This window comes from Microcystis sp. M061S2 (assembly GCF_020245605.1).
GTDB lineage: Bacteria > Cyanobacteriota > Cyanobacteriia > Cyanobacteriales > Microcystaceae > Microcystis.
Genome location: NZ_JADBUP010000099.1, coordinates 1 through 22,667, shown reverse-complemented (window position 1 = coordinate 22,667; position 22,667 = coordinate 1). Strand labels below are relative to the sequence as shown.

General features: G+C 41.4%; 20 protein-coding genes and 3 pseudogenes. 8 read left to right on the top strand and 15 right to left on the bottom strand.

Annotation, left to right across the window (positions count from 1 at the left end):
• Positions 1-19: 19 nt before the first annotated feature.
• The 9 genes from IM475_RS16925 to pyrH all read right to left on the bottom strand — a co-directional run bounded on the left by IM475_RS16925 (position 20) and on the right by pyrH (position 11,054).
• Positions 20-3,082, bottom strand: coding sequence for a patatin-like protein (locus IM475_RS16925; RefSeq protein ID WP_287728387.1), 3,063 nt, complete (start codon positions 3,080-3,082; stop codon positions 20-22).
• Between the two features lie 382 nt (positions 3,083-3,464).
• Positions 3,465-4,007: a hypothetical protein gene (locus IM475_RS16920; RefSeq protein ID WP_287728386.1), complete on the bottom strand. Its 543-nt coding sequence runs from the start codon at positions 4,005-4,007 to the stop codon at positions 3,465-3,467.
• Between the two features lie 222 nt (positions 4,008-4,229).
• On the bottom strand, positions 4,230-5,489 hold the full coding sequence (locus tag IM475_RS16915) for a DNA cytosine methyltransferase (protein ID WP_287728384.1): 1,260 nt from the start codon (positions 5,487-5,489) through the stop codon (positions 4,230-4,232).
• A gap of 249 nt (positions 5,490-5,738) precedes the next feature.
• A complete protein-coding gene (gene guaA / locus IM475_RS16910; protein ID WP_287728382.1) occupies positions 5,739-7,364 on the bottom strand; it encodes a glutamine-hydrolyzing GMP synthase in 1,626 nt (541 codons plus the stop codon).
• A gap of 140 nt (positions 7,365-7,504) precedes the next feature.
• Entirely contained in the window at positions 7,505-8,632 is a 1,128-nt protein-coding gene (gene cbiD / locus IM475_RS16905) for a cobalt-precorrin-5B (C(1))-methyltransferase CbiD (RefSeq protein WP_287728379.1), read from the bottom strand.
• 191 nt (positions 8,633-8,823) lie between these two features.
• A complete protein-coding gene (locus IM475_RS16900) occupies positions 8,824-9,162 on the bottom strand; it encodes a HepT-like ribonuclease domain-containing protein (protein ID WP_287728377.1) in 339 nt (112 codons plus the stop codon).
• Positions 9,159-9,449: a nucleotidyltransferase family protein gene (locus IM475_RS16895; RefSeq protein ID WP_043996335.1), complete on the bottom strand. Its 291-nt coding sequence runs from the start codon at positions 9,447-9,449 to the stop codon at positions 9,159-9,161. The genes IM475_RS16900 and IM475_RS16895 overlap by 4 nt, the downstream gene beginning before the upstream one ends.
• Positions 9,450-9,796: 347 nt before the next feature.
• Positions 9,797-10,318, bottom strand: coding sequence for a ribosome recycling factor (gene frr / locus IM475_RS16890; protein WP_002746738.1), 522 nt, complete (start codon positions 10,316-10,318; stop codon positions 9,797-9,799).
• Positions 10,319-10,331: 13 nt separating this feature from the next.
• Positions 10,332-11,054 (bottom strand): UMP kinase, encoded by a 723-nt coding sequence (pyrH, locus tag IM475_RS16885; protein WP_287658056.1) that lies wholly within the window; start codon positions 11,052-11,054, stop codon positions 10,332-10,334.
• Positions 11,055-11,259: 205 nt separating this feature from the next.
• On the opposite strand from pyrH, the gene IM475_RS16880 reads away from it, so the two are divergent.
• The 3 genes and pseudogenes from IM475_RS16880 to IM475_RS16870 all read left to right on the top strand — a co-directional run bounded on the left by IM475_RS16880 (position 11,260) and on the right by IM475_RS16870 (position 13,803).
• The gene (locus IM475_RS16880) at positions 11,260-11,841 is read left to right on the top strand and encodes a hypothetical protein (protein WP_287728375.1); all 582 of its coding nucleotides are present in this window, start codon (positions 11,260-11,262) and stop codon (positions 11,839-11,841) included.
• A gap of 43 nt (positions 11,842-11,884) precedes the next feature.
• Positions 11,885-12,087, top strand: a pseudogene (locus tag IM475_RS16875) (zinc ribbon domain-containing protein); the annotation flags it as partial.
• Between the two features lie 276 nt (positions 12,088-12,363).
• Positions 12,364-13,803: an aminotransferase class I/II-fold pyridoxal phosphate-dependent enzyme gene (locus IM475_RS16870; protein WP_287728374.1), complete on the top strand. Its 1,440-nt coding sequence runs from the start codon at positions 12,364-12,366 to the stop codon at positions 13,801-13,803.
• On the opposite strand, the gene IM475_RS16865 is transcribed toward IM475_RS16870, so the two are convergent.
• Complete coding sequence (locus IM475_RS16865; RefSeq protein ID WP_287728373.1) at positions 13,795-15,153, bottom strand: serine/threonine-protein kinase; 1,359 nt, start codon at positions 15,151-15,153, stop codon at positions 13,795-13,797. The genes IM475_RS16870 and IM475_RS16865 overlap by 9 nt on opposite strands.
• Before the next feature lie 230 nt (positions 15,154-15,383).
• Positions 15,384-15,737, bottom strand: coding sequence for a hypothetical protein (locus IM475_RS16860; RefSeq protein ID WP_287728372.1), 354 nt, complete (start codon positions 15,735-15,737; stop codon positions 15,384-15,386).
• Between the two features lie 255 nt (positions 15,738-15,992).
• On the opposite strand from IM475_RS16860, the gene pyrG reads away from it, so the two are divergent.
• The gene (pyrG, locus tag IM475_RS16855) at positions 15,993-17,633 is read left to right on the top strand and encodes a glutamine hydrolyzing CTP synthase (RefSeq protein ID WP_287728371.1); all 1,641 of its coding nucleotides are present in this window, start codon (positions 15,993-15,995) and stop codon (positions 17,631-17,633) included.
• Between the two features lie 81 nt (positions 17,634-17,714).
• Here pyrG and IM475_RS16850 read toward each other — a convergent pair whose 3' ends face one another.
• Both IM475_RS16850 and IM475_RS16845 read right to left on the bottom strand, forming a co-directional pair.
• Positions 17,715-18,032, bottom strand: coding sequence for a 2Fe-2S iron-sulfur cluster-binding protein (locus IM475_RS16850; RefSeq protein ID WP_287728370.1), 318 nt, complete (start codon positions 18,030-18,032; stop codon positions 17,715-17,717).
• A 166-nt stretch (positions 18,033-18,198) separates the two neighbouring features.
• Entirely contained in the window at positions 18,199-18,372 is a 174-nt protein-coding gene (locus tag IM475_RS16845) for a hypothetical protein (protein ID WP_002800478.1), read from the bottom strand.
• A gap of 1,123 nt (positions 18,373-19,495) precedes the next feature.
• Between IM475_RS16845 and IM475_RS16840 the strand changes: the two genes are divergently transcribed.
• The 3 genes from IM475_RS16840 (at position 19,496) to IM475_RS16830 (ending at position 21,455) form a co-directional block, all read left to right on the top strand.
• Entirely contained in the window at positions 19,496-19,759 is a 264-nt protein-coding gene (locus IM475_RS16840) for a HypC/HybG/HupF family hydrogenase formation chaperone (RefSeq protein WP_004163694.1), read from the top strand.
• A 141-nt stretch (positions 19,760-19,900) separates the two neighbouring features.
• Positions 19,901-21,013 (top strand): hydrogenase formation protein HypD, encoded by a 1,113-nt coding sequence (hypD, locus tag IM475_RS16835; protein WP_287728368.1) that lies wholly within the window; start codon positions 19,901-19,903, stop codon positions 21,011-21,013.
• 88 nt (positions 21,014-21,101) lie between these two features.
• On the top strand, positions 21,102-21,455 hold the full coding sequence (locus tag IM475_RS16830; protein WP_287728366.1) for a hypothetical protein: 354 nt from the start codon (positions 21,102-21,104) through the stop codon (positions 21,453-21,455).
• Here the strand turns inward: IM475_RS16830 and IM475_RS16825 are convergent.
• Positions 21,452-21,949: an HNH endonuclease gene (locus tag IM475_RS16825; protein ID WP_004163691.1), complete on the bottom strand. Its 498-nt coding sequence runs from the start codon at positions 21,947-21,949 to the stop codon at positions 21,452-21,454. The two genes, IM475_RS16830 and IM475_RS16825, sit on opposite strands and share 4 nt — an antisense overlap.
• Before the next feature lie 315 nt (positions 21,950-22,264).
• On the opposite strand from IM475_RS16825, the pseudogene IM475_RS16820 reads away from it, so the two are divergent.
• A pseudogene (locus IM475_RS16820) lies at positions 22,265-22,528 on the top strand (Uma2 family endonuclease); the annotation flags it as partial.
• A gap of 13 nt (positions 22,529-22,541) precedes the next feature.
• On the opposite strand, the pseudogene IM475_RS16815 reads toward IM475_RS16820, so the two are convergent.
• Positions 22,542-22,667 (bottom strand): annotated as a pseudogene (locus IM475_RS16815) (IS982 family transposase); the annotation flags it as partial.

Here is a 22,667-nt window from a genome sequence, read left to right as displayed (position 1 = left end):
TTGGCACAGCTGCCAGCGGTTATTTAGAGGTCTTCCCGAATAATAGTCCCAATAAGCTTTTTATTATCCAGAGTAATGCTAAGGTTGCAATGGTCAACACAGCCCATCTTGGTAATACATTTAGTAGATAGGCTATTACTCCAAATCCAATAATAAAAAGAAGCAATGATTTCAAAGCAGAGATGAGGGGAGAGGCTTGTGTTTTATAGCTGCTTGGACTACTTCTTTGGGACAGGAAATAGTATATATTCAGAATTTGTTTGAGAAGCTGATAAGATTGAAGTCTAAGCAGTCGTTTACCAGTCTTACTAGATTCTATGATATCACTCAAAATTATCGCTGACCGAGTGCCTAAACTTTTGAGAATATTAGAAGGTATATCTTTCACTATTGTTTCTGAACCAACTCCATATTCACCCAGGAAGTATTCTTTTTCTTTCCCTTTTAAATCTTCCAGGAAACGTTGAGCAAGTTCTGCAGCAGCTAAGGGAGTTACTGCTTTGTCAAAATAGCCACCAACATATTTGTAGTTTGGCTCAGGAGTTGAGTCAATTTTTTGTTGATTCCATTCCAATTGTTCAGAAATTGCGTCTTTGAATACATTCCCTAAATTTTCCTTAAGAATAGCACTATGTCCTAAACTGACAAGCTTATTTAAGAATTCTTCTAATTCTTCTTTTGCAAGGGTTGTATTAGGTTGAGCAAATTTAATTAAGTCTTGAATTAGCTCATTTTTTTCTGTTTGTGTTTCTGTGGGAAAAGATTCATCAACAAGTCGCTTGACGTATTCTTGAATTTTCTCTTCCTGAGTTCCTGAGAATTGTTCTAGTTTAATTTGGCGACTTACAACTCCAGAGAAGGCTTTTAAGGATTCTGAAGTTAATAACCCATCAACAATACGGTTGACTCCATCTAACCGTCCCCAAAGTATATCATTAGAACGCCAAGATTTCTTAAAAAAGCCTCCAAAAGCACGAAATTGATCTCCAGCTAATTTTTCTTCAAGTCCCTTATCTTTGCCAAATCCTTTATCAGCATCATTGGGAGAAATACGAACAAGTTTAATTGGACTGTTGTTTTGGACATCGGACAAATATTGATAGGGATATATTACTTGATCAATTAGCTGAAATTTCTCAAATTTGCCAATTGCTGGTTCTACATTCTCCGATTGTTCAGTTAACAACTTCGCCGAAGCTTGTTCTATTTTTTCTAATATTGTTTCACCTTTGGTTATAGTTAATGCTTCCCAATCTTGATCTAGAGCTACATCTTTAACCTTCTTCCGTAAATTGTCCCCGATAGAATGGATTTTGTCAAAATTTAGCTCTTTGAGATTTTCTACGGTGACATCGGCTAAATCTTGACTATCTAAGATAAGACGCAACAACGTCAATAGATAATCATATATTTTTTTGCGCTTCAAATTTACAGATTGTTGATTATTGTCCTCTTCATCTTCTGTAATGAGTTGATAAAATTTTTGGCGAACAGGTTCGGATTTTATCACTTCTTTGATAACCTGATCAATGACTTTGAGCAACTCTAGCAGCCAAGTGATTTTATTGGCTAAATTTTTCAACTCTGTATATTTGGTAATATCATCTGTATCTTTAGTAATAGCATCAGATATCAGAGAGTAAATTTGGGACAAGAGAAAGTTATGTTTTCTAATAGCATATTGAATATCTAGATTTTCAACATCTTGAGCTAGGGAGTTTAAAGTTTCCTCTCGCTTTTTAATTTCCTCAGAATTATTAATAAATTGGGTCAATAAACTGGCACTTTTTTCTAATAGTTCTTCCTGTTCTTGTTCTTTTCCAACAAAATATTGATTGTCAAAAATTACGGAGAGAACACTATCTCTTAAACTGACTAAACGACACCTCCAATAACGATTTTTGGCTTCTGTTGTTTGTTCAGATACTTCTTCATCAACACTTTTTAATAACAAATTATAGCGACGAATTTTGTCGTTAATACCTTTGATTTGTTGAAGATCTTTGCCAATACTTTCATAGCTGGGTAAACCGATTAGAGAACCCGTGATGACTTCCCAAACAGTAGGTTGCTCCATTTCTTTAAATTTGGTACTGTCAACAAAGCTTTCCGGATTGGGATCGAGATAAAATAATTGACGATTGACAGGACGATCTGCTGTACGATAATAAATGGCTTCAGTGGTATAACTAAAAGGACGATTATCTAGAACTCCCCCATCAACAAAATAGATTTTATATCCCTCTTTTGGAGGTTCTTGCGGAAGGATGCGATTTCTCAAAAGCTTTCCCCATTCTTGTAGTTGGTTATCTACCTTATTATCAGACTTGATTTCGACAGGTACTACGGGAAAAGCCAGGGGAAAACAAGAGGTGATTCGACAGAGTTTAGCTAAGGCTTGTTGAGTATCTTTATCTGTCGTAGAAAAAGGATCTCCAAAATCTTGATCTTCTCGATATTTAAGATGAAAAACGCAACGATTATCTTTGATTTCGATGACTTTTCCAGTGTTGTCAAAGGTTTTATAGATTCTTCCTAAAACATCAGTGCCAGTGATAAACAAATCTAATTCGTTAAACTCTGAATACCATTCTCCATCAGGAGCAGATTGTTGGTTATTTCCAGCTTTTTCAAAAGCTTTAAAAAGTTCTTCCTGATAGTATCCCTCGCCGTTTAAAAGAGAGTTGACATTGGTCTGATTATTTTCTTTTTTGATCGGACGCAGTAATTTATTTATATCCCCACTTTCTCGCCAAATATCTCCAAATTCTTTAAAGTCAACTACAATTTTTTCGTAGCTATTAGCAACTGCATAGCTCAAGAGAACTCCATTAATTCCTCCCGCTGAAGTTCCCGATACAATATCAACAACAATATCTGAATCTGTCAGTGCTTTAATTAATTTATAAATCCCCCGACCCCTTGTTGCGTTATAAAATTCTCGACAAACACCATTCATGTAAACTGCTAGAGAAACCCCACCATAAAGTACTAATCCTAAGCGAGTTTCCCTACGAAAATCTGGTTTTTTCAAGCAAGTGGCTGACGAAGATTGTGTGTTTTGAGCAGGTGTTGCAGTCATAGCAAGTCTCCACGATTATTTGGTGCTCTAAAAGGGACAGATACAGTTGGGAGTCGTTTGTGGCGGTTTTTGCGATCAGGGTTGGGACGCTCTACCACATTTCCCAATATAAAAGGATACACACCACCCCGCCACAAACGTTGTATCCTAGACTATATTTTAATAAATCTTTACATTTATCCTGGTATTTGAGGTTGCGGGGAAACAGAAGTCAGAAAACCAACTAAAGCGGTGCAGTGGGAAAAAGCGAAAAACTGCACAGCTAATCAGGTTCTTGACTGGTAAAAATCCCCAGATATGGAAATCGTTGCTATGATTACGATTGGTGGACGGTTCCCGAATAAGAAAAAGTAATATATTTACTTCGATAAACGCTGTAGATTCACTCTTGCTGACAATAAGAAGTGATTTCTAGGTCAGAAATTCCATCTTTGTTTGTAAGCTGGTAATGCTTTTCATCAACAACTGAGAGACGAAAAACATTATCATCATCTTCTACAACAAGCTCAAGTATTGCCAGATCGATTTCAGACAGAAATTGCAGTGCTATTGGTTTGCATAAAGCATGAGGGTATCTTTGTTTACAGAACTCAATATCCTGCATTACCTGTACAATTCCAAATTTATCTCCAGGCGATTTTGCCTGACAAGGAATTACATAGTGCGCCCCCTTTTTACTTACGCCAACATAAATCTCATCTATTTCAATTTGTCCAATATTTTCCACCGTTGTTCTTAAATGATTTTGTATTGAATAACAAGTTAAACCTGAAAAAATATCTATCAATCTGTTGTATCGTACCTTTGTCAATAAAGCCTGTTCATCTGTTCCAGGCGCATATTTCTTGACAATCTCTGGGGTTGTATCTGGTATTTTTATTTTTTGTCTATTATTTGTCGGAATTATTTTGGCAGGAGATGCCAACCTAAACTCGTATAGTCCAACGCCTGAACCAATAATTATCCACTCCGACTGAATCTAAACGAATATGGTATATCTCCAAGATTTTTAATTCTATCAAATCCGAGAGCGTTACTTGCTGAGACAAGTTCATTTCTATTGAAACCTACTCGTCTTGAGCCTTTCGTGTAGTTATTGTGAAAAATATGGGCGATGATTTGGTCGTATCTCGCTTCCATTATAACCTCAAATGAGACGTTTTCTTTTAGGGATAACATCGTCAGGTATTCCCCAATAGTTTGATGCCTGAGACACATTATATAGCAATAAGTCTTCGGGCATTTTTTCTAAAATAACTCGGTTGAAATTGGCTGGATTAATATTCATTGCTACCATCACAGAAGAGCCAAGTTCTTTCGATAATAGCGGAATAACTGCGTTACCAATCTCACGAAAACCATGCCATATTGTGCGGTGAAACTGAAACCAATCGGGGAATGTATGTAATCTGGCGGCTTCTCGTACAGTAATACAACGAGGAATAGAATAGTGAATGGGTCTAGGAGCAGTATAGGCCCCTTTGTCACTATTAGTTCCGGCCCGGAGAGTGTTACATAAACCAGTAGGAGAAAGCTTGAAAAAGCGACTTTTTGGTTCCACTGTACCCGGTTCGGTTACGATAAATCTATCAATTGATCTTTGGGTATGAACTGAGCCTATATGTCCATAGATTTTTGTATCTACTGTTCTTTGATGGCAAAGTTTAAAAATATCTTTTGGCTGCACTGAATATTTTTTTCTCTTACCACTATAATCTAATTTTGATGCGAGTATGCCTAAATCAGTATCGATAAAAGCCGGTATTAATTCTAAATCTGAAATCGCATCATAGACGCTGGTAAAAGCTGATTTTTTGGCTGAGTTTAAATCGACGGTCTTTGTCAAAGGATATTTAGCCATCGTCACGTCTTTTCGACTACCAATTAAGATTAATCTTCTGCGCTTTTGTGGTGCGCCGTATTCACTGGCATCGAGGATTTTAATTGGCTGATTGATTGTATAGCCAATAGCTTCAAATTCAGAAATTAACTCCTCTAAAAATTGTTTATGTTTACCCGTAGCCATGCCGGGGACATTTTCAAAAATAAAATACTTGGGTTTAATTTCCCCTACAATTCGCAGATATTCAAATACTAGAGAATTTCTAGGATCATCTATTTGTCGTTTACCAATCAGTGAAAAACCTTGGCAGGGGGGACCACCAGCAATTAAACTAACATCGGTGGCATAGCCTTTTAGTTTTAATAATTCCCATATTTCTCTACTTGTTACTTTGGCTATATCCCGGCAAATAGTTTGACAATAGGGAAAGTTAAAATGATGAACCAAGGAATGGACTGCATCAAACTCCACCGCTACAGCAATATCAAATCCCGCCGCTTCTAGACCAAGGGACATCCCACCGCAGCCGGCAAATAAATCGATCGCAATTGGTCTATGTTTCACTTTGATGATTAGCTCTCTATTGTCTGCCTTTTATTATACTGTATTTCTGATAAAATTAAGGCTTTACGTTTTATTAACAGTCTGGTAAATAAAGGCAATTGTGCTATATTATTAAGCAATTATTTGAGCAATTCTTTTTCATCAATTTTTGGATCATTTGTTCAATTATCTTTACTTCAATAGTAATAGCTTATAAAAAATCCCGCCCCAGTATTTGGACGGGAATAACAATCAATCAATAATTAAATACTACTCCCATTCTATAGTTCCGGGCGGCTTAGAAGTAATATCATAAACCACGCGGTTAACTCCCTTAACTTCATTGACAATGCGATTAGAAATTGTCTCCAATAAATCATAGGGAACCCGCGACCAATCGGCAGTCATTCCGTCTTCACTGCTGACTAAACGTAGGACAATAGGATAAGCGTAGGTGCGTTGATCTCCCATTACTCCCACACTGCGGACAGGCAATAAAACCGCGAAAGCTTGCCAGAAATCGTGATACATTCCCTGCTTATTAATCTCGTCGCGCACTACCCAATCTGCATCGCGCAAAATATTTAATTTATCTGCGGTGACTTCCCCTAAAATGCGAATTGCTAAACCAGGGCCGGGGAAAGGTTGACGACGAACAATTTCTTCCGGAAGACCGATCGATCGACCTAATTTTCTCACCTCATCCTTAAATAATTTTCGCAGGGGTTCGACTAATTTAAACCGGAGATTTTTCGGCAGTCCACCAACGTTATGATGACTTTTAATTTTAACCGCGACTCTTTCCCCGGTTTTGGGATCCACATTACTATCGGCCGACTCAATCACATCGGGATATAAAGTTCCTTGGGCCAGATAATCAAAGGGTCCCAAACGATTTGATTCTTCTTCAAACACCTGAATAAATTCATGGCCGATACGACGGCGCTTTTCTTCGGGATCGGTGACACCGGCAACTTGCGCTAAAAATCGTTTTCTAGCGTTGACATACTGGACTCCGATATGGAATTGCTCGTTAAATATCTGCATTAATCGTTCTGGTTCACCCTTACGCATGAATCCCTGATCGATAAACATACAGGTTAGTTGATCACCGATCGCTCGATGCAACAGGAATGCTAAGGTAGAGGAGTCCACACCGCCGGATAAAGCCAATAAAACTCGCTTATCGCCCACTTTTGCCCTAATTTCTCGGATCGATTCCTCGACAAAAGCTTCCGTGGTCCAAGTGGGTTCGCATTTGCAGATATGATAGACGAAATTGCGAATTAAGGCGATTCCTCCCACAGAATGGACAACTTCCGGGTGAAACTGCACTCCAAAGAGTTTTTTCTGGTGATCGGCAATGGCCGCACAATCGGTATTATCGGTATGAGCGAGAATTTCAAAACCCGCAGGCAATTCCACGCAGGAATCCCCGTGACTCATCCAAGCGGTGGAACCGTCCTCGACATTGGTTAATAAATCGGTAGGATCGTTGATAAATAGGGATGCTTTGCCGTATTCGGCCCGTTTTGCCCGTTCTACCCTGCCCCCTAACTGCTGTACCATCAACTGCATCCCGTAGCAAACTCCGAGGACGGGTACACCTAAATTCCAAATTTCGGGATCACAGTGGGGCGCTCCAGGATCATAGACGGAATTGGGACCGCCCGAAAGAATTATTCCTTTCGGGTTGATTTGGGCCAATTGTTCGGCACTGGTACGATAGGAGAGAACTTCGGAGTAAACGTTCGTTTCCCGGATTCTGCGGGCGATTAATTCAGAATACTGGGAGCCAAAGTCAAGAATGATGATTATTTGACGATTAAGGCTATTAGTGAAGGACTCTGAGGGCAAAGTCTCTTGGGGGGTGGGAAGGGGGGTTTGAGTTGTCACTGCGATCAAAAAAAGAAACTGGCAGGAAAAGGTTAAAGATTTGTAAACTAAATCGGCTATTGTTCTGAAAATAAGCTACAATAGTCTAGCCTTATTAGTTTCATTTTTTAAGACTAAATATTCCCACGATCATAGCACGGTCACTGGGGGGTAACTTGTAGATTTTGCAAAAATTTAAGGCCATTTTCGCTTTTGCTGATCAAAGAACGAGAGCGATCGAATAAAATACAACCGACCCCAAGATGACCGTTACTGTGGTTATAAACGTATTCTTGGCAACGGCGATCGATAGTATTAGCCATTTCTCCATAGATGCGTTCCACCCAATTATCTCCCGTTTGCCGGTCTAATTGACGCAGATATTCCAGACCGTTTTCGCTGGTGCTACTGTCAAAAATTTGCTGGAGATGGGGGGTAGCTAAACCCATTTTAGCGGCGTAGGCGGTGAGAATTTCCCGACGACCATCGGCGAGATGATGGTGAGTCTGAAAGATTCCCCCGGCAAGTTTAATTAATTTACCGTGATAACCAAACAAAAGAATTTCAGAGATTCCCTGTAATTGTGCCTCTAATAACATCGGCCCGATCCAATTGGCTGTTTTTACCAAAATATCAGGATTAATACCCATTTGAGGGGCTAAATCTAAGCCATTTTCCCCGATACAAAACACCAAGCGATCAAAACGAAGAGATAAAATTTTTAATTGCTCGCGAAAGATTTCCAACTGTCCGGGGGCGCTCAGGGGTTGGGAAATGCCAGTGGTACCCAACAAAGATAATCCCTCTACCACGCCAAAAGCGGCGTTAGAAGTCCTTGTGGCCAATTTTTTGCCTTCCGGCAGGATAATCGTCACTTTGATGCTTTCTTGGGGCAGTAAGAGGGGTCTGAGGTTTTCTTGCAGCAGACGCTGGGCATAACTATAAATAGCTGATTTTCCGCTATTATCAACCTGTAGGCCGATTCCTTCGCCGCCTTGAATCTCTATCTCTTGATTACCCGTTTTTCTTTCTACTAACGCCCATATAGGGGTATTTCTAGTTAAATCTAAATTATCCCCCGGATCGCTGCGGGTGATGGCTAGGGCAGCATCGGGGTTGAGTCGGGCAACTTGTTCGATGGCAATTGTAACGGCTTCTGGCGGTTCTAAAAGATTAAAAGTAACGGAATTTAGCTCATTTTCGCCGTGGAGATGCTGGAGAGATGCGATCGCACTGGCACAGGCAAAAACCGGTAAAGTGTAACCTGAACGGGGTGGGGAGATAGACATGAATAGGATCGATAGCCAATCAAATTAGCCGTGATCTGATTATAGAACTAGGGGGCAACCGCTGCTATTTTTGATCATTCTTTGACATCCTCACCACGCTATCTTTTTAAGGATAGTGGCTGAATGGGTTTGATGCTTGACCCAAAAAATGCCTAATCGCTTAGATATTACCTCCATGTTGTCAACTGATTTTAATTATTTTCATTAGCAATAATTTGCTGAATTTGTTGTTTTAATTTAGGTAAATTATCTTTAACAACTCCCCAAACTTCATCTACATTGATTCCCGTGTAGCTATGGATTAAAATATCTCGAAACCCTGCAATTTTACGCCAAGTAATTTCAGGATATTTTTTTCTAATCTCAGGAGAGAGTTGTTTAACAGCTTCTCCAATGACTTCAAAACAGCGAATCACAGCATCTTGAATTAATAAAGATTGATAGAATCTGTCTTTTCCCTCCTGTGTATAAGATTCGATTCGTTCAATTCTGTCTAAAATATCACCTAAATAAATTAAGTCATCATTCATAAAGGAATCACCTCTTTCATGATTCTTTCCCGAAAACAATCTCGTAAACTGTTAATAGTAGCCACATCAACCTTACAGCCTAAATAATCTTCTAAGTCTTGAATTAAACCAATTCTATCTAATAAGTTGCGCCCTTGTTCCATTTCTACTAAAAAGTCAATATCACTGTCATTACCGTCTTCTCCTCTGGCAACTGATCCAAATATTAGAATATTAAATGCTCCATGTTTTCGAGCAATTTTTATAATATTCTCTCGTTTTTCTTGAAGAAGTTGATAGCGTTTCATTTTCATAATTTCCCGAATATTTTTTTAAGCAAGATGAGTTTTTCCTATTTTTAGAGAAAAATGGACTCTTTCTTACTAATCTATAAATTCTTTGCTCGATGACCTTTACCAGGAATTACTGTCTTGTCTTATATGACTCCCAAAAATCAAAAATCAGTGTAAGCAAAAGCACACTACCCCATCATAAAACTAGGGGGTTTTAAACCAGAATTTTCGATAACCTGAGATGCCGCAATACTGAAAGACTTCATCCCCAAACCTTCTCACTCCTCTATACCTTTTAAATAGAGATAAAAACCTAAATAGAACAGACAAAAAGCCTGTTCTATCCCTGAGGAGAAAAAAACTTAAACCGTCATGATATCTTTTTCTTTTGTCGTTAATAAATCCTCGATTTTGGCGATAAATTTATCGGTGGATTTCTGCACTTGATCCTGTAAATCCCTGGATTCATCCTCAGAAATCTCGTGACTTTTCTCCTGTTTACGGATAGCATCGATCGCATCCCGGCGAATATTGCGGACAGCCACCTTTCCCTCTTCGGCCAATTTCGCCGCTAGTTTGACCAATTCCTTGCGGCGATCGCTAGTGAGGGGAGGGATATTCAAACGAATGGTCTGACCGTCATTACTGGGGGTTAAACCCACGTCTGAGAGAGAAATCGCCTTTTCGATCGCCCCCATACTGGTACGATCGAAGGGTTGAATAGCGATCGTGGTTGCGTCGGGAGTGCTAATCGTCGCCAGGGACTTGAGGGGAGTTTCCATGCCATAATACTCCACCACGATCCGATCTAAAAGAGAAGCATTTGCCCGGCCGGTACGAATCGTATTAAAAGCTCTCTGGGTTGATTCGACGGTTTTCTGCATATGGTCTTGAACTTCAGCTAACTTCACAGAATCCTCCTACCAATGTTCCAACGGGTTCACCTTTGACAGCGCGAACAATATTACCTGCTACCGACAGATCGAAAACGACTATCGGGATATTATTTTCCTTGCACAGAGCGATCGCAGTCCCGTCCATCACCCGCAGATCATGGGTCAGCACATGACCGTAGGTGAGACTTTGAAAGCGTCGCGCGTTAGGATTGTGAGAGGGATCGGAATCATAAACCCCATCCACTTTCGTCGCTTTAAACACCACTTCCGCATCAATTTCGGCAGCGCGTAGGGCTGCCGTGGTATCGGTGGTAAAGAAAGGATTACCCGATCCCGCACCGAAAACCACCACCCGACCTTTTTCCAGATGACGGATTGCTCGCCGGCGGATGTAGGGTTCAGCTAATTCCTGCATCGCAATCGCCGTTAATACCCTAGTCGGTACTTGCGCTCGTTCTAGGGCATCCTGCAAGGTCATGGCGTTCATGACTGTTGCTATCATACCAATATAATCGGCCGTGGCCCGATCCATGCCGGCCGAGGCGGCTTTCACCCCCCGAAAAATATTGCCCCCACCGACCACGATCGCCAATTGGATGCCTTGAGCAACCACTTCGGAGATTTCCTGGGCGATAGCGGAAACCACCATCGGGTCGATCCCATAGCCGAGATTGCCCATCAGGGCCTCCCCACTCAGTTTTAATAATACCCGCTTGTACGCCATGCCCTTACTACCACTCGCTAAAACAATATCTAGATAATTTTTGTCTCCCCATAAGATAGCAGGTTTTGGCCTTGATTTAAGCTGACCAGTCCACTCTCCCAGAGGGACGAGAAGTTAAACTTAATAAATCTTTTCCTTGGGAAATTAGTATTTAGTGATACCTTTGTTATTAAGGGAAGCTTAGTTTGATTGAGAATTAATAACCGTGGTCAACGATCGATTACTATTGGTCAACAAAAGCAATCAAGGGGCCGCTAACATCGATACCTTTGATTGGGTGTATGGGTTTCAGGATGGAACCCTTCTGATGGGCAAGGTTTGCGGTTACTTAGATCCCGATAGTAATCGTCTTCTCGATCCCGAAAACTGCAGCGCTATCTACCAGAATGCCCAGGGACAAGTCCTTAGTCGTTGGCAAGCTGGAGATTTTATCGCTTTTGAACTAACCACCACCGGGGAAGAGCTGCTGATCGTGGCTTCTAATGACAATTGTGTCAGTAATAGTCTCTGTTTGGTTTCGGGCATTAGTCGCAGCTGCGCCCAAGTTACCGATGAAGGAAAATCCCTCGTCCGCGAGGTTTTTCAATACCCTGCTTGGTCTTTGCAGGGCGATAATACCACTTCTAAGCCGGCTTTCAGTTGGAATTGTTCCGTATCTCCCTTTTTCCCCTTTGTTTCCCTGCGTTTTAATCTTCAGTCCACCAGCAGCAAAAAATTCTATCGTTGGACGGTTTCTCCCTATTTTCCCTTTTGTCCCCTCTTAGAAGTGGGAGAATCGCTCGCCTAATTGGAATCGATGAAGATTGCCAGATTTCTAGGGCTTTTTCACTACGATAGTTCTAGAAGATTTAAACACATCAGGAATGATTAAAACCGTAAGCTATCCCTTGCTATATCAGACTTAGGATGGCGTTCTTTTAGAGATATGCTATCGGCGAAATCCGCTTAATATGGTCGGGATTTTCGGTTAATTTCTCGATGGGAACCAACAAGCCAAAAGTCTGACCGTTGCCAGGACATAGGGACCAAAAAGCCTTAAATGTCCCTAGAGATGTTAGAGCAGTTATCTTAATGGTGAGGTAGGAAGTTTTCCTTTTGGAGAGTCATACTAAATCCGTTGAGTAACGCACAGAAAACGGGTTTCTCGGAGAAACCCGTTTTCTACTCATGCACTCATGCAAAACGGAGAATAAATAATCAGTTTTTAATAACCGGATTTAGTATCAGCTTTTATTTATTCTCCCTGCTCCTGGCCTCCTCGCCCCCCACTTCATAATTCATAATTCATAATTCATAATTCCTTCCCAAAATGCCTTCGCCAGAATCCGCTCCCCTATTAGCACAACTGCAAAAAAAAGTCAATAGTTTAGATGTACCATTTTACGCACCAGGGCATAAGCAGGGGGAAGGAATCGGGGAAGATTTAAGTAATTTACTGGGAAAAAGCGTCTTTAAAGCCGATTTACCCGAATTACCCGACCTTGATAATTTGTTTGCCCCGACGGGGGTGATTAAAGAAGCGCAAATTTTAGCAGCCGAGACATTTGGGGCAGATAAAAGCTGGTTTTTAGTCAATGGCTCCAGTTGTGGCATTATTGCGGCGATTTTAGCCACTTGCGGCGAGGGAGATAAAATTATTTTGGCGAGAAATATTCATAAATCGGCAATTTCGGGCTTAATTCTCTCTGGGGCGCAGCCTATCTTTATCAATCCCGAATATAATCCCACTATCGATCTAAATTTAAATATAACCCCCCAATCCCTCGAAAATGCCCTGAAACTCCATCCCGACGCTAAAGCGGTGATGGTAGTCTCTCCCACCTATCAAGGGGTTTGCTGTGACTTAAAAACTATCGCCCAGATTACCGATCATTATTCTATCCCGCTGCTCGTCGATGAGGCTCACGGGGCGCATTTTGCCTTTCATCCCGATTTACCTCCGGCTGCCCTGTCTCTCGGCGCTGATATGGCTATTCAGTCCACCCATAAGGTTTTAGGGGCCTTAACTCAAGCATCGATGTTACACTTAAAAAGCGATCGCATTAGTTCCGAAAAAGTCGATCGAGCCTTACAATTAGTTCAAACCACTAGCCCTAGTTATTTGCTTCTCGCTTCCCTTGATAGTGCTAGAAAGCAAATGGCGACGCAAGGACTAGATTTACTGACTAAAACCCTCGATTTAGCCGCTTCGGCCCGAAAAGAACTCAATAAAATCCCTAATATCTCTGTTTTAGACTTTCCCCATTCTATCCCGGGTTGTCACTGGTTCGATCGCACTCGTTTAACGGTAATCGTCAAAGATTTTGGCTTAACTGGTTACGAAATAGACGATATTTTGCGAGAAAAATACGCCGTCACCGCAGAATTACCGACTTTAAGCCAAATTACTTTTATTATCTCCATCGGCAACCATCGCGAACACATTAATCGCCTCATTACTGCTTTTCAATCCCTTCAATCCCCTTCCTCTACCAGTTTAGCCCTGACTCCTGCTCCAGTCACGGGAAATCTGGCTATTTCTCCTAGAAAGGCTTTTTTTGCCCCTACAGAGATAGTATCCCGGAAAAATGCCCTCGATCGTCTTAGTGCCGATGTTATCTGTCCCTATCCCCCCGGTATTCCCGTTTTGATGCCGGGAGAGTTAATTTCTCAGGAAATCCTCGACTATCTGCAAACTATTTTAGACCTCGGTGGCACGATTACCGGCGGTAGTGATGATAATTTTGCAACTTTTAGGGTTTTAAAATAATCGCAAAATTATCTGATATATTAACCGGAAAAAGGCGGTAATAGCAATGGCCCCGATGGCAGCCATCACGGCAATGATAGCAATTTCAGGAAAATTTAGGCTTCCTTGCAGTCGCGAAAGAAAGAAGAGGAGGGTGAGGGTAATTGCTGCGATAATTGGTATATCTTTCCCTTCAATTACTTTTTTAAATAATGCCAAAACTAAGCCACCTAAGATCATAAAGGCGATGACAATTCCTACCGAGGGGACTAAACTATTGAAGGCAATTACTAATAATGTCCCCTCAAACCCTGTAAAGGCAGCATTAGCGAAAGTTTCCCCAAGAGAAAAGCGGGAAGTTTTTCTCATCACTGGAGAAGATGGGGAAGATGGGGGAATTGGGGAAGGTGGGGGAGGAGGATTTAAAGCGGTTAAAACTTCTCCACAGGATTGAAATCTATCCTGGGGATTTGCTAGTAACATTTTATTGAATACTTGGGCTAAATCTGCACTGATATTAGGGGCATAATTTTGCCAATTCCAGACCTGTTTTTGCGGATCGTATATATCATCAGGATCACGATTAGTTAAGAGTATAACACAGGTAGCTGCTAGGGCATATAAATCTGTGGCTGCTGATACCTGATTGCCTAATTGTTGTTCGGGAGGAGCAAATCCAGCTGAGTAAATTGTTGTGGATTTCTCTTGTGTATTATTGGGATTATTAGTAGCCTGTTTTACTGCCCCAAAATCGAGTAAATAGAGGCGGCCATTTTTGGATAGCATGATGTTAGATGGTTTTATATCCCGGTGAATGGAACCATTTTCATGGATAAATTTGAGGATAAGAAGTAATTCTTTGAGAATGTTTTTAACTTCACTTTCTTGAAAGGGTTTTTGTTGCTGTTGGAGAATTTCTTCTAAGTTTTTACCGTCGATATATTCCTGGGCTAGATAGAAAAATTGCTCTTCTTCTCCCGTTAATTGATTCTTGACTTTTAAAGGGAAAAAAGCATAGAGATCGGGTATTTGAGGATGTTCTCGTCCTAAATCTTCTAAAACGTGCGCTTCTTGAAAAAATAAATTTTTCGCTTTTTCTAAAGCTTGGGGACTTAAATTACCGGAGGGTTGAAATTGTTTGAGTACACATTTAGCTTTTTTGGGACTATAACGATCTACTGCTAAAAATGCCGACCCAAATCCTCCTTGTCCCAATAGACGTTCTGGCAAATAACGTCCCCCTAAAATTAATGGCATCCCGCAAGTAGTACAATATTTCTGCTCGATCGAGGTTAAGCGATTGCTATCGTCTAGGTCTAGGCACTGATTACGCGGTCTCGGACAGTGGGGACGCGTGCAAATAACTTCCATAATCACCGTTTCCCGTGGTACTGCTCTTAGTTTAGCTACTACCGGCAATTCGGGTTAAAATTTTTATTCTTAAGAAAGAGTTAAAAAGAGCGTTCGTAGGCCGACACGGATTCCCATTATACTACAAGGTTAGCAGAAATTTTGGAGTTTGTCAAGTCTTTGGCTGAAAAAAATTCAGCCAGATCTAGCGGTTATCTTCATGGTGGAGTGGGAAGTCTCGGCGCTTTTCTTTAGTTGAATGAGCGTGCCAGACGATTAACCCCGGTGTGTAATAACTGTTCCAAGCTTTGGCGATCGCTGATGGCTTGAAGATTGATCAGAAAACAGGTTAAACCCAGTCCAAAGAGGATAAAAGTGGGGGCCATAACCACACCAATCATCAACCAGGTGGCGACGTGGAGAAACATGGTGATAGCGAACAACAAAGCTAGGGAAGCAATGGGGAAGATTTGACGGGTAGGACGACCGAAATAGAGAAAAAGAACTGTTAAAACGGTGGTTACTAAGTTAGCGGGTACTAAAAAGGCACAAATCGAGACGCAATAGTTGCGGGAAAATTCAGCGAGGGTATTAAAATCTATCATTAATATTACTTTACAATTGCCTGAGTCTTAGTACTCTCGATTGTAGCGGAAAATTTAGATGATTGGGATGAAGGTGACTAAAGGCTGTGGTGCAATAGATTTTCGAGAGGGAGCTAAAACGAGGATCGGGGTATAGATCCTCCGGTTATAATGAAATCTGGGAAAATGACACCGCCCTTCGGCTTCTCTCAGGGTCAACCGCATCCCGAAAACTCTCACCCCTTGCTAGGTATAATCGATCGCAGGAAAAATTTTATGAGTAAATTTGTCTTTGTCACTGGGGGAGTCGTCTCCAGTATTGGGAAAGGAATTGTCGCCGCTAGTTTGGGAAGATTGTTGAAAAGTCGGGATTATTCCGTCTCAATTCTGAAATTAGACCCCTATATCAACGTGGATCCGGGTACGATGAGTCCTTTTCAACACGGAGAGGTATTTGTCACCGATGATGGGGCCGAAACCGACCTCGACCTTGGCCACTACGAACGTTTTACCGATACGGAACTCTCCCGTCTCAATAGTGTGACTACTGGCTCGATTTATCAAGCGGTATTGAATAAAGAGCGCCGTGGTGCTTATATGGGGGGAACCGTGCAGGTAATTCCCCATATTACCAACGAAATCAAGGAAAGGATTCTCCGGGTGGCCAAAGATACCAACCCCGATATTGTCATCACAGAAATTGGTGGTACGGTGGGGGATATCGAATCTTTGCCCTTTTTAGAAGCAATTAGGCAATTTAGGAAGGATGTGGGTCGAAATAACGTGGTTTATATGCACGTTACCCTAATTCCTTGGATTCCGGCCGCGAAGGAGATGAAAACGAAACCGACGCAACACTCGGTCAAGGAATTAAGATCGATCGGTATTCAACCGGATGTGTTAGTCTGTCGTTGTCATCTACCCCTACAACCGGGGTTAAAAGAAAAACTCTCAGCTTTCTGTGATGTGCCGGTGGAATCGGTGATTACTGCTCAGGATGCCAGCAGTATCTACGAAGTTCCCCTCAATCTGGAAAAAGAGGGATTAGCGCAACAAACCCTAGAATTATTAAACCTCGGTCCCCGATACCCCCATCTGGAGGAGTGGGAAAATCTCATCCGACAGATGCAATCCCCCGGTCAAAAATTAGAGATAGCTATCGTCGGTAAATATGTGCAGTTGGGGGATGCTTATCTCTCGGTGGTGGAGGCCCTCAAACACGCTGCCATTGCCCTTAATAGCGAGATAGAATTGCGTTGGGTAAGTGCCGAAGATGTGGATAACGATTCGGCCGAAGCTCATTTAAGCGGTGTTGACGGTATTGTGGTACCAGGTGGTTTTGGTATTAGGGGTGTGGATGGCAAAATTAAGGCGATCGAGTATGCTAGGGTCAATAATATTCCTTTCTTGGGTCTCTGTTTAGGGATGCAGTGTTCGATTATCGAATGGGGTCGCAATGTGGCCCGATTAGAAAGGGCCAATAGTTCCGAATTTGAAGAGGATACACCCAATCCGGTGATTAATTTACTGCCAGAACAGGCAGATGTGGTGGATTTAGGGGGAACAATGCGCTTAGGTCTCTATCCCTGCCGTTTAAATCCCGATAGTCTGGCTTTCTCCCTCTACGGTCAAGAGGTTATCTATGAGCGCCATCGTCACCGTTACGAGTTCAATAATGCCTATCGTAGTCTCTTTTTCGAGACCGGTTATCTGGTGAGTGGCACTTCTCCTGATGGTCGTTTGGTGGAAATTATCGAACTACCAAAACATCCTTTCTTTATTGCTACCCAATTTCACCCTGAATTTCGCTCTCGTCCCAATAAAGCTCATCCTCTCTTTTATGGTTTCATGAAAGCAGCCCTTAAGGGTAGAGAGGAAAAGTTCTCCCTTAGTAGTCAGCATTCGGCTATCAGTTAGGGTTTGCCGGTTCTATTGGCTCAAAATCTGGTTTTTTGGGGGGAAACCCCCGAAAATTTCTCATCTTAACCCCAGTTTGGCCTAGGGTTTTCCGAATTGACGTTGATAAACTACTTCTTCCTTGCTAGATTCCAGTTTAATATCCGAGCGAGGATAGGCCACACATAACAAAGCATAGCCTTCTTTTTGCAGGTCGGGGGATAATCCCATGCCCTCACCTTGTTCAACGCTACCCTGGGAAAGTTGAGCGGCGCAGGTAGTACATACGCCCGCATTGCAAGAACTGGGTAAGTCAATCCCCGCATCGTAGGCCGCCTGTAGTATAGTTTGATCTTTCCTAACTTCGATCGTTTGTATTTTTCCTAAATGAGAAATTTCTACTTTGTAGGTTGTGGTCATAGCTAATGAATGATGCTTTGAACTTCACCTATTTTATCATTCTAGATACCCCCCCCAAAAAATCGATCACTCCGATGGCGATCAATTAATTTTTAAACTGACAACGACCCTAATAATTCCATCGTGGTCCTTTTTGACCACCGGCTCGCCACCCTTTGCCATAAAGTCATTGATTGTCCTTAGAAGAAGATGACCATTGAGCTAACCCCGCTCCGACTAAAGCACTAGGCAAAGATAAAGCAAGGATTAATTTCTCCTCTGGAAGAACTAAGCTTAAAGCAATAGCGCTAATTAATCCCAATTCAATGAAAATTAAAGCGATTTTGTTCTTCTGAGACATTCTTGACAAAATAAAGGAAGAATAATGGCTAACAAAATAAAAATCATAAGGTGATTTCTGACAAAGAGTTTACCTAATCTAATCAACTTAAAAAATAAGGGGAAAATAGTTAGCGAACACCTTCCGCTAACCTAACTTTATTTTCAAGTTCTAATGATGGTTTTTTGACAAGTAAATAAAAGACAAATATTAGCAGATAAATTCCACTAATTAAACTTGACTAACTTCAACTTTATTGACCTTTTCCACTCATGTCGAGTATAAGCAATGGGGTTATTAAATGTTGGATTTTGTTGTGCGTATGACTCGGCTATTTTTCTTAAAGACTCGGAAGCTTCGGTTTGTTTCTCTTCCATTTTTTCGCTCCACTATGAGTTGAATGTCGCCCAACACATATTATGCCGCTTCTTTGTTCTTCTAATCCCAATTGGACTGCTCTTCGCCCCCAACCCAAGATTTTTTCCGTTTTTCTGGCATTTCCTTCAAAATACTTTTGACAAATCCTCCCTTGAAAGGCTCGCCGAGAAGCCCCCGTCATCTTTTTAGCTGCAAAACGTAAGTCTTCGATTTGAGAGGGGGTTAAGGCTGTATCTTCTGGCATAGACACCATTTTTTTCTTTTCTACTCGCCATTTCCCCTATTTTAATCTATCAGGTATCTTCTTGATCAGAAATCACCTTACGACCAGGAAAATGGTCAAAGAATCGAAAAAAAGAAAGAGTTACCAAGTTTTAAGGCATTGGGTAAGGATGGGCTGTGTCGCTTGCTATTTTATGAGACTAGGCTCCTCTATCAACTTTTGACGGACAATTTAGTAAAGCGATGTAGTCCCTAATACAAAAGTTTTACCCTTGCTGGGATATTGTCCACGGTCCGGGACAGGGGAAATCTTAAAAAAGATACGGGAAAAAAAGCTGTTCTTGAGGGCAATAGTCCAGAATGGCAGGTAAGACCGAGTAAAAAGGGGAAAGAGGAAAGGAAAAAGTAAAAAGGATAACCTTTGACTGTATAGCCTTTCTTAGAGGGATGAAGTATGACCTGATTCTCAGTTGATATTACTGCAATCTCTACCCAAAAAATCGGACCATAATTAACAAAAACTAGATTTTTCAAGGTAAAAACTATGTGTTTAGGCATACCAGGACAAATTACAGCAATTATTGATGAAAACCATCATCTCGCTCTCGTCGATGTGGGGGGTGTAAAAAGAGAAGTAAATATCACTTGCATTGTTGATGAAGACCATCCTGCTAATACTTGTGTAGGGGATTGGGTATTAGTTCATGTGGGTTTTGCCATGAATCGAATTGATGAAGATGAGGCTCAAGAAACCCTAAATTTATTAACACAATTATCGAAATTAGAGGAAGAATTTAATCATAATTAATGTTCTTAAGTAGTCACCCATAAATTAATTCTGTTGTCTATCTTAAGAAATGTAAATTACGGCAATTATTACTGACAACCGACGACCGGCTCCACAATTAACTTTACTTTTGTCCAACCACTTATAGAGAGAAAGCTTGTTATGAAATACGTTGATGAATTTCGTGATCCAGTTAAAGCGGCAGGATTAATTCAACAAATTGAACAATTATCGATAAGAATCTCTGAAAAGCGGGAAAAAGTTACTAAAATTATGGAGGTTTGTGGAGGTCATACCCACTCAATTTTTAGATACGGTATCGAGGCAATACTTCCCGAAACTATCGAATTAATTCACGGTCCTGGATGTCCCGTTTGTGTGATGCCGCGAGGTCGTTTAGATGATGCAATTTTTCTCGCAAAACAACCGAACGTAATTCTGACAACTTTTGGCGATACTATGCGTGTCCCCGGTTCCCATTTAAGTCTGCTACAAGCACGAGCAAAAGGTGATGATATTCGCATGGTTTATTCTCCTCGCGATGCCTTAAAAATTGCCAGAGAAAATCTCGATAAAGAAGTAATATTTCTAGCATTAGGTTTTGAAACAACCGTTCCTAGCACAGCTTTAACTGTTTTAGAAGCCCAAAGAGATGGTATCACTAATTTTAGTTTATTTTCTAATCATGTGGTGATTATTCCCGCTCTGAAAGCTTTGTTAGATAACCCAGATTTACAGTTAGACGGTTTTGTTGGTCCTGGTCATGTTAGCATGGTAATTGGCACAGAACCCTATCAAGTTATTGCCCAAGAATATCATAAACCTGTGGTAGTTTCTGGGTTTGAACCTTTGGATATTCTCCAATCAATTTGGATGGTATTAAAACAATTAGATGAGCAGAGATGTGAGATCGAAAATCAGTATGATCGAGTGGTACAAAATCAAGGAAATAGAGTCGCTTTATCGGCAATCGACCAAGTTTTTGAACTGCGGGATCAGTTTGAATGGCGAGGTTTAGGAGAAATCGCTCAAGGAGGTTTAAAACTGCGAGATGAGTACAGTAATTTTGATGCGGAGAAGAAATTTACTTTACCCAATCAGCGCGTTAAAGATCACAAAGCTTGTCAGTGTGGCGAAATTCTTAAAGGTGTTTTAAAACCCTGGGAATGTAAAGTATTTGGGACTGCTTGTACTCCCGAACATCCCATCGGCACTTGTATGGTTTCTAGTGAAGGTGCTTGTGCCGCTTATTATAAGTATGGTAGAAATCAGTAAATTTTTTTACTGATTAGGTTCCTTTCTGGTGAGAAAACGCTAGAATTCTCACCAGAAGAAATTAACAATCTCTCGGTGATAAAAAAAAATGAAGATCAAAAATAATCTGGGTTTATTTGGCTTAACTACCTCTGTGCTGCTAATTATCGCTTCGGAAATCGTTCTTGCTTCCCAAGAACAAACCCTAGAACTGCAACCAAGTCAACCCCCCAGCGCCGATTTTTTCAAACCCGTTACCAATCTAATTAAAGATTTAAACCATCAGGGAGTAACTATCACTGATCCCAATGATCCCATGGCGGTGCGCTACCGAGTCAATACCCCCTGTCGCGGTTGTGCGGTTTATCTAGGCACGGGAGTTGCCAATCCTCGCACCCAGACTAATAATAATGGCATGGGAATCAATTTTGGTCTTGGTTTCACCATGCCCTTTTCACCCTAAATGCCGATGACATATTTACGCCATTCCTGATTGTGATTCTCCCTGGTGTGCTTTAATAGCTCAAAGTGGAGACTGCTGTAGGGACGACGCGGCTGGGCGCGTAGGGACATATTGGCCTCTTTTGGTGTACGATTGCCCTTATGCACATTACAACGCACACAAGCCGCCACTAAATTCTCCCAGGTATCACCCCCTCCGCGAGAACGGGGAATCACATGATCGATGGTTAATTGTTCACCTCGGTAGAGACAGTATTGACAGGTGTGATGGTCTCGTTCCAGAATATTACGACGGGTTAAAGGAATTTCCTTGTAGGGAACACGGACGTATTGCCTAAGACGGATAACAGAAGGTAGGGGTAAGTCACGACAAACCACTTTTCCGTTATGTTCTAGGGATTCAGCTTTTCCTTTCAACAATAAAACGATCGCTCGCCGCCAACTGGTAATATTTAGCGGTTCGTAGGAGGCATTCAACACGAGAACCTTGCTCATAGGTGTCTGGAGATCGCTTGAATTTACCCCGCATGGTAGCACAGATCACTGAGATGGGAACCTATTATTCAGTGTTGGGGAAGTGGGGAGCTTTTTTCAGTGATCAGTAAACAGTGAAAAGACAGCACTGTTAAGGCTATTTGTGGGGAACAGTAGTCTGTGCTCTGGGGATGATGCCAAATCCCCTCATACTTCATCCAACTGGCGATAACTATACCAGCGCACACAGGTTATCGCCGATTCAAAGCTACTAATGTCTAGGCTAGTTATAATGAACTCTCGAAAATTAATTATGCAAGAACTCTAATAAAGATTATCGATGGTAGTTATAAACGACAAGGATGGGTGGTTTGGAACGAAAACGGACGTTATCCCGATGTGATCGTGGAATTAATGTCAGAAAGCACCGCAAAAATCGATTTAACTACCAAAAAAGACCTCTATGAGCGGACTTTTCGCTGTTCCCAATACTTCGTTTATAATCCCTTTGATGCCACTTCCCTGCGAGGTTGGGCGTTAGACCAAAATCAATGCTATCAAGAAATTATTCCCGACCACCGCGGTTGGTTATGGTATCAAACCCCAGTTCGGGTTAAGCAGCGGGGGGTAAAGCCCATTCCATCTTCAAGGAGGGTTTTTTCGGCTGGTGACAGTAAGCAATCAAACCACAGAGAAGATTAACGCAAAAATTAACAGGGCTGCGGTGGCGGGAATGTTC

What these genes read in the sequence shown, in the direction of transcription:
- IM475_RS16925 (WP_287728387.1), bottom strand. Translation starts at nt 3,082, where the DNA reads ATGACTGCAACACCTGCTCAAAACACACAATCTTCGTCAGCCACTTGC.
- cbiD (WP_287728379.1), bottom strand. Translation starts at nt 8,632, where the DNA reads ATGTCTATCTCCCCACCCCGTTCAGGTTACACTTTACCGGTTTTTGCC.
- IM475_RS16900 (WP_287728377.1), bottom strand. Translation starts at nt 9,162, where the DNA reads ATGAATGATGACTTAATTTATTTAGGTGATATTTTAGACAGAATTGAA.
- IM475_RS16895 (WP_043996335.1), bottom strand. Translation starts at nt 9,449, where the DNA reads ATGAAACGCTATCAACTTCTTCAAGAAAAACGAGAGAATATTATAAAA.
- frr (WP_002746738.1), bottom strand. Translation starts at nt 10,318, where the DNA reads ATGCAGAAAACCGTCGAATCAACCCAGAGAGCTTTTAATACGATTCGT.
- pyrH (WP_287658056.1), bottom strand. Translation starts at nt 11,054, where the DNA reads ATGGCGTACAAGCGGGTATTATTAAAACTGAGTGGGGAGGCCCTGATG.
- IM475_RS16870 (WP_287728374.1), top strand. Translation starts at nt 12,364, where the DNA reads ATGCCTTCGCCAGAATCCGCTCCCCTATTAGCACAACTGCAAAAAAAA.
- IM475_RS16865 (WP_287728373.1), bottom strand. Translation starts at nt 15,153, where the DNA reads ATGGAAGTTATTTGCACGCGTCCCCACTGTCCGAGACCGCGTAATCAG.
- IM475_RS16860 (WP_287728372.1), bottom strand. Translation starts at nt 15,737, where the DNA reads ATGATAGATTTTAATACCCTCGCTGAATTTTCCCGCAACTATTGCGTC.
- pyrG (WP_287728371.1), top strand. Translation starts at nt 15,993, where the DNA reads ATGAGTAAATTTGTCTTTGTCACTGGGGGAGTCGTCTCCAGTATTGGG.
- IM475_RS16850 (WP_287728370.1), bottom strand. Translation starts at nt 18,032, where the DNA reads ATGACCACAACCTACAAAGTAGAAATTTCTCATTTAGGAAAAATACAA.
- IM475_RS16845 (WP_002800478.1), bottom strand. Translation starts at nt 18,372, where the DNA reads ATGTCTCAGAAGAACAAAATCGCTTTAATTTTCATTGAATTGGGATTA.
- IM475_RS16840 (WP_004163694.1), top strand. Translation starts at nt 19,496, where the DNA reads ATGTGTTTAGGCATACCAGGACAAATTACAGCAATTATTGATGAAAAC.
- hypD (WP_287728368.1), top strand. Translation starts at nt 19,901, where the DNA reads ATGAAATACGTTGATGAATTTCGTGATCCAGTTAAAGCGGCAGGATTA.
- IM475_RS16830 (WP_287728366.1), top strand. Translation starts at nt 21,102, where the DNA reads ATGAAGATCAAAAATAATCTGGGTTTATTTGGCTTAACTACCTCTGTG.
- IM475_RS16825 (WP_004163691.1), bottom strand. Translation starts at nt 21,949, where the DNA reads ATGAGCAAGGTTCTCGTGTTGAATGCCTCCTACGAACCGCTAAATATT.